The sequence below is a fragment of the Rhodococcus pyridinivorans genome (assembly GCF_900105195.1).
Lineage (GTDB): Bacteria > Actinomycetota > Actinomycetes > Mycobacteriales > Mycobacteriaceae > Rhodococcus > Rhodococcus pyridinivorans.
The window spans coordinates 3,485,101-3,499,026 of record NZ_FNRX01000002.1 but is presented as its reverse complement, the minus strand read 5'-3'; the positions used below and the strand labels follow the sequence as shown (position 1 = coordinate 3,499,026).

The window sequence follows — 13,926 nt, the reverse complement described above, 5'->3', positions numbered from 1 at the left end:
TAGAGTTCTCACCCATGTACCTCAAGAGTCTGACGTTGAAGGGCTTCAAGTCCTTCGCCTCGTCGACGACTCTCCGTTTCGAACCGGGTATCACCTGTGTGGTGGGCCCCAACGGGTCCGGCAAGTCGAACGTCGTCGACGCACTCACCTGGGTGATGGGGGAGCAGGGCGCCAAGGCCCTGCGCGGCGGCAAGATGCAGGACGTCATCTTCGCCGGAACCGCCGGCCGCCCGCCGCTCGGACGCGCCGAGGTCACGCTCACCATCGACAACTCCGACGGTGCGCTGCCCATCGAGTACTCCGAGGTCTCCGTCACTCGCCGCATGTTCCGCGACGGCGCGGGCGAATACGAGATCAACGGCAGTTCCTGCCGTCTCATGGACGTACAGGAACTGTTGTCCGACTCCGGTATCGGCCGCGAGATGCACGTCATCGTCGGTCAGGGCCGCCTCGCCGCGATCCTCGAATCCCGCCCGGAGGACCGACGCGCCTTCATCGAGGAGGCCGCCGGCGTCCTCAAGCACCGCAAGCGCAAGGAAAAGGCGCTGCGCAAGCTCGACTCGATGCAGGCCAACCTCGCGCGCCTCACCGACCTCACCGCCGAGCTGCGCCGCCAGCTCAAACCGCTCGGCCGGCAGGCCGAGGTCGCGCGTCGCGCCCAGACCATCCAGGCCGACCTGCGCGACGCGCGGTTACGTCTGGCCGCCGACGACCTCGTCACGCGCCGCGCCGAACTCGCCGGGCACGACGAGCAGGAAAAGATGGTCCGGGAGCGGCTCGACACCGTGCTCGCGGCCTTCGACGACGCTAACGCCGAACTCGCCCGCCACGAACAGGCCCTCGCGCAGCTCACTCCCGGTGCCGAAGCGGCGTCGCAGACCTGGTTCCGCCTGTCCGCCCTCGCCGAGCGCGTCTCGGCGACCGTGCGGGTCGCGCAGGAACGCGCCCGGCACCTGCACGCCGAACCCGAGGACCGTTCCGGTCAGGATCCCGACGAGATGGAAGCCCGTGCCGACCGGATCGACGCCGAGGAAGCGGAACTGGTCGAGGCCGTCCAGATCGCGCACGGAGCCCTCGAGGCGGCCCGCGAGCAGCTCGCCGCGCAGGAGGAGGCCGCAGCGGCCGCCGAACGCGCACATCTGGCCGCGGTGCGTGCCGTCGCCGACCGGCGCGAGGGCCTCGCGCGTCTCGCAGGCCAGGTCGAGACGATGCGCACCCGCGCCGAATCGATCGACGCGGAGATCGCACGCCTGACCGTCGCCATCGAGGAGGCCCGGCTCCGCGGCGTCGCCGCACAGGCCGAGTTCGAGACCGCTCAGGCACGCATCGACGATCTCGACGCCGGTGAGATCGACGCCGACGCGCAGCACGAACGAGCGCTGGAAGCACAGCGGCTCGCCGACGAGCGGGTCACCGAACTCCAGGAGGCAGAACGCGCCGCGGGCAAGGTGGTCGCCTCGCTCGGCGCCCGTATCGAAGCCCTGTCGATGGGACTCGAACGCACCGACGGCGCGGCCTGGCTGATCGACACGCGTTCCGGCGACGGACTCGTGGGGCGCCTCGCCGACCGGCTCCGGGTGTCCTCGGGATACGAGGCCGCCGTCGCAGCTGCCTTCGGCGCCGCGGCCGACGCCCTCGAGGTGGAGTCGGCCGACGCCGCGATCTCGGCGGTCGCAGCGCTCGCCGAAGCCGACCAGGGCCGGGTGGCATTCGTCCTGTCCGGCACTGCCGGTCCCACCGACACCGGCGACCTGCCGTCCGGTGCCCGATGGCTCCGCGAGGTCGTCGAGTGCCCCGCCGACCTGCGCGGAGGCGTCGACGGCCTGCTGGCCCGCACCGTCGTGGTCGACGACCTGCCCACTGCCCTCGGGGTCTGCGCTGCCCGGCCCGATCTGCGCGCCGTGACGCGCGGAGGAGACCTCGCCGGCGCGGGCTGGGTGGTCGGCGGCTCGCACCGCGCCCCGAGCACCCTCGAGATCCAGGCGGCGATCGATACTTCCCGTGCCGGCCTCGAACAGGCCGAACGTCGCTCCGAGGAACTGGCCGCAGCCCTCGCGGGCGCACTCGCGGAACAGGCCGAACGCGCCGAACACGTCGAACAGACTCTCGCCGCGCTCAACGAGTCCGACGCGGCGATGTCGGCCGTCTACGAACAACTCGGTCGGCTCGGCCAGGCGGCACGCACCGCTCACGCCGAATCCGGACGCCTCGCAGCCCAACGCACGGAGGCAGAGAAGGAACGCGACGCGGCACGGGAGAAGCTGGTCGAGCTCGAGGAGCGACTGCGCCTGGCCGAGGACGACTCGGCCGGAAGTAGCGACGGTGCGGGCACCGATCACACCGCCGCCGAGCGGGAGATGGCCGCGACCGCGCTCGCCGAGGTCCGGGCCGTCGAGGTCGAGGCGCGACTCGCGGCGCGCACGGCCGAGGAACGTGCCGAAGCGCTTCGGGGCAAAGCGGATTCGCTTCGTCGTGCCGCGCAGGCCGAGCGCGAGGCCCGTGCTCGTGCCGAACGTGCCCGGATCGCGCGTCGTCAGGCGGCGGCCGTCGCCGCTGCGGTGGCCGAATCAGGGCAGCGACTCGCCGAACAACTCGAGGTGGCCGTGGCGACGGCACTCGCACAGCGCGACGACCTGAACCGGCGCCGCGCCGAATGCGCCGAGCAACTCGAACGGGCCCGCGAACTCGTCCGCGAACTGTCCGTGCAGCGCGACCAGCTCACCGACGCGGTGCATCGCGACGAAGTGGCCCGGGCGCAGGCCTCGCTCCGGATCGAGCAACTCGAACAGACCATCCTCGAGCAGCACGGCATCGCCCTCGACGACCTCGTGGCCGAGTACGGCCCCGACGTGCCGCTGCCGCCGACGCCGCTGGAGATGGCCGAGTACGAGCAGGCCCGCGAACGCGGCGAACAGGTCGTCGCTCCCCAACCGATGCCCTACGACCGGGTCACCCAGGAGCGGCGGGCCAAGCGCGCCGAGAAGGATCTCGCGACGCTCGGACGCGTCAACCCCCTCGCGTTGGAGGAGTTCGCGGCGCTCGAGGAGCGGTACAACTTCCTGTCTACCCAGCTCGAGGACGTCAAGAGCGCCCGCAAGGACCTGCTCGCTGTCGTCGAGGAGGTCGACGCGCGAATCCTGCAGGTGTTCACCGAGGCGTACGCCGACGTCGAACGCGAGTTCGAACAGGTCTTCGCGAAGTTGTTCCCCGGCGGTGAGGGGCGGCTCGTGCTCACCGACCCGAGCGACATGCTCACCACCGGCATCGAGGTCGAGGCCCGGCCGCCGGGCAAGAAGGTCAAGCGCCTGTCGCTGCTGTCGGGCGGCGAGAAGTCCCTGACCGCGGTGGCGATGCTGGTCGCGATCTTCCGGGCCCGTCCGTCGCCCTTTTACGTGATGGACGAGGTCGAGGCCGCGCTCGACGACACCAACCTGCGACGGTTGATCGGGCTGTTCGAGCAGCTGCGCGAGAAGTCCCAACTCATCGTCATCACCCACCAGAAGCCGACGATGGAGGTCGCCGACGCGCTGTACGGCGTGAGCATGCGGGGCGACGGCATCACCCGGGTCATCTCGCAGCGACTGCGCGGACGCGAGATCGCGACACCGGTCCCCGAACCGGAGGAAGAGCTCCAGGCCTGACAGTATGGGTGCGTGAGTACCGGAGCCTGGATAGTCATCGCCGCCGCGCTGGCGGTCGTTCTCGTCGCGCTCGTCGTCGGTCTGACCCTCTACCGGCGGCGGCAGGTGTCGCTGAAGGCGCCCGAGACCCCGCAGCTCGATTCCGCCGAGACAAAGGACCGCTCGGGCGGTTACAAGGCACAGAGCGGATTCAGTTTCTCGCAGGGCACGGCCGCGCCACCGGCGCCGGCCCCCCGACCTGCGCCGAAACCGGCACCGAAGCCTGCGGTGAAGCCGGAGCCGGCGCCCCGCACGGTGCCGTTGCCGGAGGAGATCACCGAAGCTCCGCCGAGCGCACCCGCACCCGCCGAGCCGAAGGCGGAACCTGCGCCTGCGCCGAAGGCGGAACCTGCGCCTGCGCCGAAGGCGGAGCCGAAGCCCGAGCCGAAGGCGGAACCGAAGCCCGAGCCGAAGGTCGAGCCCAAGCCCGAGCCGGAGCCTGCGGAGCCGAAGCCTGCCGAACCGGAGCCGGTCGAGCCCGAGGTCGCCCCGGAGCCGGAGCGTCCCGCTCCCGAGCCCGTCGAGCCCGAGGTCGAGCCCGCCCCGGCGACAGAGACCGTTGCCGAACCCGAGGTCACCGAACCCGAGGTCGTCGAACCGGCCGGACCGGCCGCTGTTCCTCCGGCAGCCCCGATCGAGGAGATCGAACCCACCGCAGGTCGCCTTGTCCGCCTGCGCGGCCGTCTGGCCCGCTCGCAGTCAGCGGTCGGCAAGAGCCTGCTCGGCCTGCTCGGTGGTGGCGATCTCGACGAGGACTCCTGGGAGGAGATCGAGGACACGCTGCTCGTGGCCGACCTCGGTGCCGCGACGACCACCAAGATCGTCGACCGTCTGCGTGAGGAGATGGTCGTGAACAACGTGCGCAGCGAGGCCGACGCCCGCGCTGTGCTGCGCAGCGTGCTTGTCGATGAGCTCCGCCCCGAGCTCGACCGCTCCATCCGGGCCCTCCCGCACGAGGACCATCCCGCGGTGCTGCTCGTCGTCGGTGTCAACGGCACCGGAAAGACCACGACGACCGGCAAGCTCGCCCGCGTGCTCGTCGCGGACGGACGCCGGGTGCTGCTCGGTGCCGCCGACACCTTCCGTGCCGCGGCCGCCGACCAGCTGCAGACCTGGGCCGAACGCGTCGGCGCCGAGGTCGTCCGCGGCAAGGAGGCCGCCGATCCGGCCGCGGTGGCGTTCGATGCCGTCGCGAGGGGCATCGACAACGGTGTCGACGCGGTCCTCGTCGACACCGCCGGCCGCCTGCACACCAAGACCGGCCTGATGGACGAGCTCGGCAAGGTCAAGCGCGTCGTGGAGAAGAAGGCCGCCGTCGACGAGGTTCTGCTCGTCCTCGACGCGACGATCGGCCAGAACGGTCTGATGCAGGCCCGCGTGTTCGCCGAGGTCGTCGACATCACCGGTGTGGTGCTCACCAAGCTCGACGGAACCGCCAAGGGCGGCATCGTCTTCCAGGTGCAGCACGAACTCGGCGTCCCGGTGAAGCTGGTGGGTCTCGGTGAGGGCGCCGACGATCTCGCCCCCTTCGAACCGGAAGCCTTCGTGGACGCCCTGTTGGGCTGATCCGCACCGCGTCCGTTGTTCCGGCCGCTGTCCGCTCATGCGGGCAGCGGCCGGTTCCGTCGGTGGGGATGCGGTGTCCGAAAAGTGTGAAACAAGGATGAAACAAGGTCGGTTCCTGCGTTCACGCCCACGAAACAGCGCGGCGCCTCCACGGAAACATCCGGGCAGCAAGCTTTCCCTCGACAACGCGCCGCTCGGCGCGGCCTACAGGGAGGTTGCAAGTGGAGGAAGTGGTGAACACCGGCGACGCAGCGTGGATGCTGATAGCAGCGTCGCTCGTGCTTCTGATGACCCCGGGCCTGGCGTTCTTCTACGGCGGGATGTCCCGTTCCAAGTCCGTGCTCAACATGATGATGATGTCCTTCGGCGCGATGGCCGTGATCGGGGTCATCTACGTCCTGTGGGGCTGGTCGATGTCCTACGGCAACGAGAGCGTACTCGGGATCTTCGCGAACCCCTTCGAGCAGTTCGGTCTGCAGGGAGCCATGTACGGCGAGGATGGTGAGTTCCTTGCAAGTGGTTCGGGCAACTACCCGCAGATCATCGACATCGGTTTCCAGGTGACCTTCGCGATCATCACCACCGCCCTGATCAGCGGTGCGCTGGCCGAGCGCGTGAAGTTCGGTACGTGGATGGCGTTCGCGGCCATCTGGGTCACCTGCGCCTACTTCCCGCTCGCCCACATGGTGTGGGGTGGCGGCCTGCTCTCGGGCTCCGAGGACAGCATCGCAGCGGCCATGTTCGGCACCGTCGAGGACGGCGGAGAGGTCAGCGCCGCGGTGGAGCCGATCGACTTCGCCGGTGGCACGGTCGTACACATCAACGCCGGTATCGCCGCTCTCGTCCTGGCCGTCGTCATCGGCAAGCGTGCCGGCTTCGGTCGCACCGCCTTCCGTCCGCACAACCTGCCGTTCGTCATGCTCGGTGCCGCGCTGCTGTGGTTCGGATGGTTCGGCTTCAACGCCGGTTCGGCCTTCGCCGCCGACGGTACTGCCGGCCTGGCCTGGGTCAACACCACCACCGCCACCGCCGCCGCCATCCTCGGCTGGCTCCTCACCGAGCGCATCCGTGACGGCAAGGCCACCAGCCTCGGTGCCGCGTCCGGTACCGTCGCCGGCCTGGTCGCCATCACCCCCGCTGCCGGCTCGCTGAGCCCGGTCGGATCGATCGCCCTCGGCGTCATCGCCGGTGTCCTGTCCGCCCTCGCGGTGGGTCTGAAGTACAAGTTCGGTTACGACGACTCGCTCGACGTCGTGGGTGTCCACCTCGTGTCCGGCCTGTGGGGCACGGTCGCCATCGGCTTCCTCGGCACCGAGACCGGATTGTTCTACGGTGGCGATTACAAGCAGCTCGTCATCCAGATCGTCATCGCAGTCGTCGCCCTGGTGTTCACCGCCGTCGTCACCGCAGTGATCGCCTTCGCACTCAAGCCCATGGGCTGGCGTGTGAGCGACGAGGAAGAGGCCCGCGGTATCGACGAAGCCGAACATGCGGAATCCGCATACGACTTCGCGCCGGCTCTCAAGTGATAAGAAGACCACGACAGTGAGCAGGGATGACAGCGGCCAGCGGGCTCTGGGAAGGATGAGGATATGAAGCTGATCACGGCGATCATCAAGCCGTTCACGCTCGAGGACGTCAAGGCAGGCCTGGAGCAGGCCGGTGTGCTGGGAATGACAGTCAGCGAGGTGCAGGGGTACGGCCGCCAGAAGGGCCACACCGAGGTCTACCGCGGAGCCGAGTACTCCGTCGACTTCGTGCCGAAGGTCCGTGTCGAGGTCGTCATCGACGACTCCGCTGTCGACAAGGTCGTCGAGACCATCGTCGAGGCCTCCCGTACCGGCAAGATCGGCGACGGCAAGGTGTGGGTCACGCCCGTGGAAGCCGTTGTCCGGGTCCGCACCGGAGAACGAGGTTCGGATGCGCTCTGACCCCCAGGGGTCCGGCACTCGAGGCCCTGATCGCGCTGCTTCGGCAGCGGGATCGGGGCCTTCGGTGTCCTCGGCCCGCACAACCGCACCGGCGGGCGCCGCCGATCTGGCGGCCGCCCGCGACACCCTGCTCTCCGGCGGCCCCCGCAGCCGCCGCCTCGACACCGTGGCCCTGCGCCACGCCCTCGTGGACCTGCACGAATTCTGGTTGACGACGAAGGGCTCCGAACTCGGCATCAAGCGCGAGGGAGGCTTCGCCATCGTCGCCGTCGGGGGTCTCGGACGCCGCGAGATGCTCCCGTACTCCGATCTCGATCTCATCCTCCTCCACGACGACATGGCGCCGTCCGTCGTGTCGAAGGTCGCCGACGAGCTCTGGTACCCGCTGTGGGACGCGCACATCAAGCTCGACCACAGTGTCCGGACGGTGCCCCAGGCCCTCCAGGTGTTCTCGTCCGATCTGACGGCCGCGTTGGGAATGCTCGAGGCGCGGCACATCGCGGGCGACGCCCAGCTGAGCAATCTGCTCATCGGTGGTGTGCGACGGCAGTGGCGCACCGGCATCCGGTCCCGCTTCGACGAACTCATCGAGACGACCGAGGTGCGATGGCAGCGCAGCGGGCAGATCGCCCACCGGGCCGAACCCGACCTCAAGAGCGGTCGCGGCGGGTTGCGGGACGTGCAGTTGCTCAATGCCCTGTCCGTTGCGCAGCTCACCGACGGCATGCCAGGACTCGGACCCGACGTCCCGGGCGGCGGGCTCGCGGCCGCCCACCGGCGACTGCTCGATGTACGCACCGAGCTGCACCGCGTCGCCGGCCGCTCCCGCGACCAGCTGCGCGCGCAGGACGCCGACGAGATCGCCGCGGCGCTGCGGATCGGCGACCGTTTCGATCTTGCGCGGGTGCTCACCGAATCGGCCCGCACGATCAGCTATTCCGTCGACGTCGGTCTGCGCACCGCGGCCAATTCGCTGCCGCGCAAGGGTCTGTCGCGTCTGCGCCGCGGACCGGTGCGGCGTCCGCTCGACGAAGGGGTCGTCGAGCACGGGGGAGAGGTCGCCCTCGCACGCGACGCGCATCCGCGTCGCGATCCGGGCCTGATCACGCGGGTCGCGGCGGCCGCTGCGCAGGCCGGACTGCCCGTCTCGGCGGCCACGCTCACCCGACTCGCCGATCACGCACCGGAGCTGCGCGAACCCTGGCCCCGGGAAGCCCTCGACGACTTCCTGGTGCTGCTCGGCTCGGGACGTCGCGCGGTCGACGTCATCGAGTCGCTGGACCGCACCGGACTGTGGGGGAGGTTGCTCCCCGAATGGGGTGCGGTGCGCGACCTGCCGCCCCGCGACGCCGTCCACACGTGGACCGTCGACAGGCACCTCGTCGAGACCGCCGTGTACGCGAGCGAACTGACGACGCGGGTCTCCCGTCCGGACCTGCTCGTCCTCGGCGCATTGCTGCACGACATCGGGAAGGGACGCGGGGGCGACCACAGCGTGGTCGGTGCCGAACTGGCCCTGCAGATCGGGCGGCGGATGGGCCTGTGGCCTTCGGATCTGGCGCTGCTCACCTCGATGGTGCGGCACCATCTGCTCCTGCCGCACACCGCGACCCGCCGCGACCTCGACGATCCGGAGACCGTGGCCGCGGTCGTCGGCGCCCTCGACGGGGATCCGGTGCTGCTCGACCTGCTCCACGCCTTGGCCGAGGCGGATTCGCAGGCCACCGGCCCGGGGGTGTGGGGGGACTGGAAGGCGTCGCTGATCCGGGAACTCGTGCGCCGCTGCCGCATGATGATGGCGGGGGACGAGCTGCCGGCACCGGATCCGATCGATCCCGCCCTCGCGAACCTCGCCGAGGACGGCGCCCTGCACGTCGCGCTCGAACCACGCGAGGACGGCCGCAGCTTCTCCGCGACCTTCGTCGCGCCCGACGAGCGGGGCGTGCTCTCCGACGAGGCCGGTGTGCTCTCCCTGCACGGTCTGCGGGTGCTGTCGGCCTCGATCGGCAGTCACGCCGGCAGCACGGTCAACAGCTTCGTCGTGGCTCCGAGATTCGGTTCACCGCCCGAAGCGGCCCTGCTCCGGCAGGAACTCGTGCGGGCGCGCTCCGGCGATCTCGACCTCCTCGGTGCCCTCGAGGCCAAGGACCGCGCCGAACGCGAGAGCCGGCTTCCCGAGCGAACGGCCCGGGCGGTTCCGGTCAGCGCCGCTCTCGCGCCGCCGCGGATCATCTGGTTCGAAGGATCCGAATCGGACCAGGTCGTGCTCGAGATCCGGTCGGAGGACCGGATCGGTCTGCTGTGCCGTCTCGCGGACGTCTTCGAGCGTGTCGGAGCCGACGTGCGGTGGGCGCGGGTGAGCACGCTGGGTTCGACGGTGATCGACTCGTTCTGCGTCGATCTCGCCGGTGCCCACACCCGTGTCTCCCGGGAACATCTCGAGAAGGAACTGTTGTCGGTCCTGCCTGCTCCCGAGCCGCCCGCACCCGTCGACAGAGCGTGACCGACGGATCGTGACAGCGCGGGTGGCCCGCGCTGTGGTGTGGCCACCCGCGATCGCGAGGGATCGGGAGCGGTTACCCTGGTTCGCAGCAATGTCCGCATCTTCGTCAGAGCTCAGGAGCGCATTCGGTGTTCGAATCCCTTTCCGACAGGTTGACAGGGGTCCTGAAGGACCTGCGCGGCAAGGGGCGGCTGTCCGACGCGGACATCGACGCGACCTGCCGTGAGATCCGCCTCGCCCTGCTCGAGGCCGACGTCGCGCTGCCCGTCGTGCGCGAGTTCATCAAGAAGATCAAGGTGCGCGCCAAGGGCGCCGAGGTGCATGGCGCGCTCAACCCGGCCCAGCAGGTCGTCAAGATCGTCAACGAGGAACTCGTCGGGATCCTCGGCGGCGAGACCCGTCGTCTGCAGTTCGCGAAGAACCCGCCGACGGTCATCATGCTCGCCGGTCTGCAGGGTGCCGGTAAGACCACGCTCGCGGGTAAGCTCGCGAAGTGGCTCAAGGCGCAGGGGCACACCCCGATGCTGGTCGCCTGCGACCTCCAGCGCCCCGGCGCTGTGACCCAGCTGCAGGTGGTCGGTGAGCGTGCCGGCGTGTCGGTCTTCGCGCCCCATCCCGGCACCTCCATCGGCGGAGGCGAGAACGAACTCGGAGTCACCGCCGCCGACCCGATCGCCGTGGCCGAGCAGGGCATCGCCGAGGCGCGCAACAAGCAGTACGACGTGGTCATCGTCGACACCGCCGGTCGCCTCGGTATCGACCAGGAACTCATGGCGCAGGCCGCGGGCATCCGCGACGCAGTGCAGCCCGACGAGGTGTTGTTCGTCCTCGACGCGATGATCGGTCAGGACGCCGTGAGCACAGCCGAGGCGTTCCGCGAGGGCGTCGGCTTCACCGGCGTGGTGCTCACCAAGCTCGACGGCGACGCTCGCGGAGGTGCCGCGCTCAGCGTCCGCGAGCTCACCGGCCAGCCGATCATGTTCGCCTCCACCGGTGAGAAGCTCGAGGACTTCGACGTCTTCCACCCCGAGCGCATGGCCAGCCGCATCCTCGGCATGGGCGACGTGCTCACCCTGATCGAGCAGGCCGAGCAGGTCTTCGACGCCGAGCAGGCCGAGGCCACCGCCAACAAGATCGGTTCCGGCGAGCTCACCCTCGAGGACTTCCTCGAGCAGATGATGGCCGTGCGGAAGATGGGCCCCATCGCCAATCTCCTGGGCATGCTGCCCGGAGCCGGGCAGATGAAGGACGCCCTCGCCAACGTCGACGAGAAGCAGCTCGACCGCATCCAGGCGATCATCCGCGGCATGACGCCGGAGGAGCGCGCCAACCCGAAGATCATCAACGGCTCGCGGCGATTGCGCATCGCCAACGGTTCCGGTGTGAAGGTCTCCGACGTCAACCAGCTCGTCGACCGGTTCTTCGAGGCCCGGAAGATGATGACGGCCATGGCCGGCCAGATGGGCATGCCGGGCGCACGCAAGAATCAGCGCAAGAAGGGCAAGAAGGGGAAGAAGGGCGGTCGCGGACCGACGCCGCCGAAGGTGCGGGGCGGTATGCCCGGCGGCTTCCCCGGTCTCCCAGGCGGCATGCCCGCCGGGATGCCCGACCTGTCGAAGATGCCGAAGGGCCTCGACGAGCTTCCTCCGGGACTCGAGAACTTCGACCTGTCGAAGCTGAAGTTCCCCAAGAACTGAGCCGGTCCGGGGATGACCGTGACCGAGGGTGATGCGCGTTCCTTCGTCGTGTGAGGCCGGTCGTTGGCCGACGGCGAACCCGTCGAACTGTTCGTCGGGGCCGACGGAGCGTTCACGGCCGAGCCCGGCCGCGACGCCGAGGTGCTCTGCGCCGACGGCTGGATCCTGCCGGGCCTCGTCGACGCGCACTGCCACGTCGGCCTCCGGTTCGGTGGGGGAGCGGAGGACGAGGAGGGTCTGCTCGCGCAGACCGTCACCGAACGCGACGCGGGTGTCCTGCTGCTCCGCGACGCCGGGTCGCCTGTCGACACCCGGGCCCTCGATCAGCGGGCGGACCTGTCCCGGATCATCCGGGCCGGCCGGCACATCGCCCTGCCCAGCGCTCGCTGATGTAGCCCGCTAAAGTAGCCGATCCCTCGATGATGGGAAGGACGGAAGTACATCCCTGACCGGGGGAGGCCCGTGTATGGGTCCGCACACGTGTTCTGCGGATGGGCGGTCATGTCCCGCACTCGGCAACTGGGGCCTTTCGTGACTTCACAATGGTGGTTTCGCCTCGCTGGTGATGAAGCACCGGTGCTGTGGGAATGGCGCTCGATGGGTGCCCCGGATCCGAGATCGCTGGTGTCGGTGCGGCGGCCGCGGTCGTCGGTGCGGCAGCGACACATTCCAGTGTCGGCGTCGCGAAAGGCGATGTCCTCGACCCGGTGATCACTCGGATCACCCGCGGCCGTCCCTATCGGCACGTCATGGGATTCGAGGCAGGCGAGCAGCGTCGCGCGGACAAGGACGCACTCTTCAACACCGACCGACGCACCGGCGAGTACCCGTTGATCGACTGGGGGTGGTCACGCGCCGACGCGATCGACTACACCCGCTCGATCCTCGGCACCAGCGTCGGCAAGAGCGCGTGCACATTCTGTCCGTTCAGCTTTGCCAGCAAGAGCAGTCGCGCCGAGAACTTCGCTCGTTATGCCGAAGCACCCGAAGTCGGCGCGAGAACTCTGTTGATGGAACACCTCGCACTCGCGCTCAATCCAGCGCAGGGCCTCGTCGGCGGCCGCCGCCTGATCGAGATGCTCCGCGAGCACCAGCTCGACAACGTCCTGGATGCCGTCGAGGCAATCCTCGAGAGCCACGAGCACGCCATCTACGAGATTCGCCGCATTCTGCGGCCCCGCAAGACCGACCCGACCGAACTCGGCGATGCCGCACGCTCGGTCCGCATCCGCGGCTGCGGCTCCCGGGCCAGCATGCACAACATCCTCGGTCGCCTCGCGGCCGACGGAGCCGCACAGAACAAGGTTCGCCCGGACATCGGGGACGATGGAAATCGTGCGTGTCTACCAGCACGAACGTGGCCCGGTGTGCCCGACCGTCGAGCGGTACTTCGTCGTAGCCCCGGCCCTGGCGTTACCGAAAGAGCACGCCAACGTCGACCAGTGGTGGACACAAGCCTTCGCCGCCGAGGCGATGCAGCCGGCAGTGTAAGGCGCAGGGGACGTGCCATTTACGCATGTCAGTGGGGGTGTACCGGGTGGGCCGCCGGTCAACGGTCCAAAGATGGTCACATCTTCCACAGAGCCAGCACCGCGGCGCGCAGGTTCGCAGAGATGATGCGGTGGTCGCGGTGCAGGCGCGGGTTCGAGTGACCGCGGTCGGTGAGGATGCGCGTGGCGTCGGATATGGCGATGGGGTCGAGGTCGGCGCGGGCGCGTAACCGGTAGGCCAGGGCGTGGCGGGTGTGGGGGATGCGGTGGGGGCCGGTTGCGACGACGGCCGGCGGGTCCAGCCGGGTGTCGTCGTTGCTGATCCGGATCACGACGTCGCCGGGCTGGAGACGGGTGCGGCGGTCGGGACCAGGGTTGTCCTCGCGGACCTAGTGGGTGCGATAGCCCGGGGCCGATCCCGGCCAGGGGTACGACGCGGCCGATCTGCCAGATGGCGGTGGCGCTGTCGAGGAACACCTCGTCGACGACGGTGTCCTCGAGACGGTCGAGGAAGGCATGTGCTGCTGCGATGGCGCCGGGATCGTCGGCGATCAGCGCGGTTTTGTCGGCGACGGTGGAGGCGTGCGAGGCGCTGGCCGGGCCGACGATCACCTTCTCTGCGGTGACGATCAGGCCGGTGTGCAGGTTCGCAGTCGACAGCACCTGCACGCCGGCGTCGAGGAAGTGGGCGAGGGTGGTGGGGATGTGGCGTGTGCGCGCACGGCGGCGCGGGCGGTGTCGACGATCAACTGGCCCCCGCTGCGCAGCGGCAGCAGGTCGGGCGCGGTGTGGTCGAGGTAGGCGATGGCGACGCGCCGGGGTCCGGGCCGGCGCAGGGCCGCAGTGATGGCAGGCCAGGGGTGAGGTGCGTGCAGGGTCGTGCCCATGCTCGGCACGGTAGCGAACAACGACGTCGTGCACGATGCAGACATGGACCGAGAGAGGCGCTGTCGGCGGCGGTGCGGATCGGGTATCGACCCGCCCTCGTCTCGGCAGGACTGTGGAGGCGACACTGTGCACCTGCAAGTGCAGACCGGAGACGGCCCGGCTCCGGTCGAG

Annotated in this window: 10 protein-coding genes and 1 pseudogene; 8 read left to right on the top strand and 3 right to left on the bottom strand. The window is 69.5% G+C overall.

Annotated elements, in window-relative coordinates:
• The first annotated feature begins 14 nt into the window (after positions 1–14).
• The 7 genes and pseudogenes from smc to BLV31_RS16555 form a co-directional block, all read left to right on the top strand.
• A complete protein-coding gene (gene smc, locus BLV31_RS16585) occupies positions 15–3,641 on the top strand; it encodes a chromosome segregation protein SMC (protein WP_064060941.1) in 3,627 nt (1,208 codons plus the stop codon).
• Between the two features lie 12 nt (positions 3,642–3,653).
• Positions 3,654–5,246, top strand: a complete 1,593-nt coding sequence (ftsY, locus tag BLV31_RS16580; protein WP_064060942.1) for a signal recognition particle-docking protein FtsY — start codon at positions 3,654–3,656, stop codon at positions 5,244–5,246.
• A gap of 221 nt (positions 5,247–5,467) precedes the next feature.
• Positions 5,468–6,775, top strand: a complete 1,308-nt coding sequence (locus tag BLV31_RS16575; RefSeq protein WP_006551219.1) for an ammonium transporter — start codon at positions 5,468–5,470, stop codon at positions 6,773–6,775.
• 63 nt (positions 6,776–6,838) lie between these two features.
• Positions 6,839–7,177, top strand: a complete 339-nt coding sequence (locus BLV31_RS16570) for a P-II family nitrogen regulator (protein ID WP_006551220.1) — start codon at positions 6,839–6,841, stop codon at positions 7,175–7,177.
• Complete coding sequence (locus BLV31_RS16565; RefSeq protein ID WP_024100623.1) at positions 7,167–9,680, top strand: [protein-PII] uridylyltransferase; 2,514 nt, start codon at positions 7,167–7,169, stop codon at positions 9,678–9,680. The genes BLV31_RS16570 and BLV31_RS16565 overlap by 11 nt, the downstream gene beginning before the upstream one ends.
• Positions 9,681–9,808: 128 nt before the next feature.
• On the top strand, positions 9,809–11,377 hold the full coding sequence (gene ffh / locus BLV31_RS16560) for a signal recognition particle protein (protein WP_024100624.1): 1,569 nt from the start codon (positions 9,809–9,811) through the stop codon (positions 11,375–11,377).
• A gap of 63 nt (positions 11,378–11,440) precedes the next feature.
• Positions 11,441–11,755, top strand: a pseudogene (locus BLV31_RS16555) (amidohydrolase family protein); the annotation flags it as partial.
• Between the two features lie 470 nt (positions 11,756–12,225).
• Here BLV31_RS16555 and BLV31_RS25065 read toward each other — a convergent pair.
• Entirely contained in the window at positions 12,226–12,522 is a 297-nt protein-coding gene (locus BLV31_RS25065) for a hypothetical protein (protein WP_162273066.1), read from the bottom strand.
• 190 nt (positions 12,523–12,712) lie between these two features.
• On the opposite strand from BLV31_RS25065, the gene BLV31_RS25060 reads away from it, so the two are divergent.
• Entirely contained in the window at positions 12,713–12,868 is a 156-nt protein-coding gene (locus BLV31_RS25060; RefSeq protein WP_162273067.1) for a hypothetical protein, read from the top strand.
• A gap of 76 nt (positions 12,869–12,944) precedes the next feature.
• On the opposite strand, the gene BLV31_RS25520 is transcribed toward BLV31_RS25060, so the two are convergent.
• Entirely contained in the window at positions 12,945–13,199 is a 255-nt protein-coding gene (locus BLV31_RS25520) for a hypothetical protein (protein ID WP_248846231.1), read from the bottom strand.
• 297 nt (positions 13,200–13,496) lie between these two features.
• Positions 13,497–13,754 (bottom strand): hypothetical protein, encoded by a 258-nt coding sequence (locus BLV31_RS25515; RefSeq protein WP_248846232.1) that lies wholly within the window; start codon positions 13,752–13,754, stop codon positions 13,497–13,499.
• Positions 13,755–13,926: the final 172 nt, after the last annotated feature.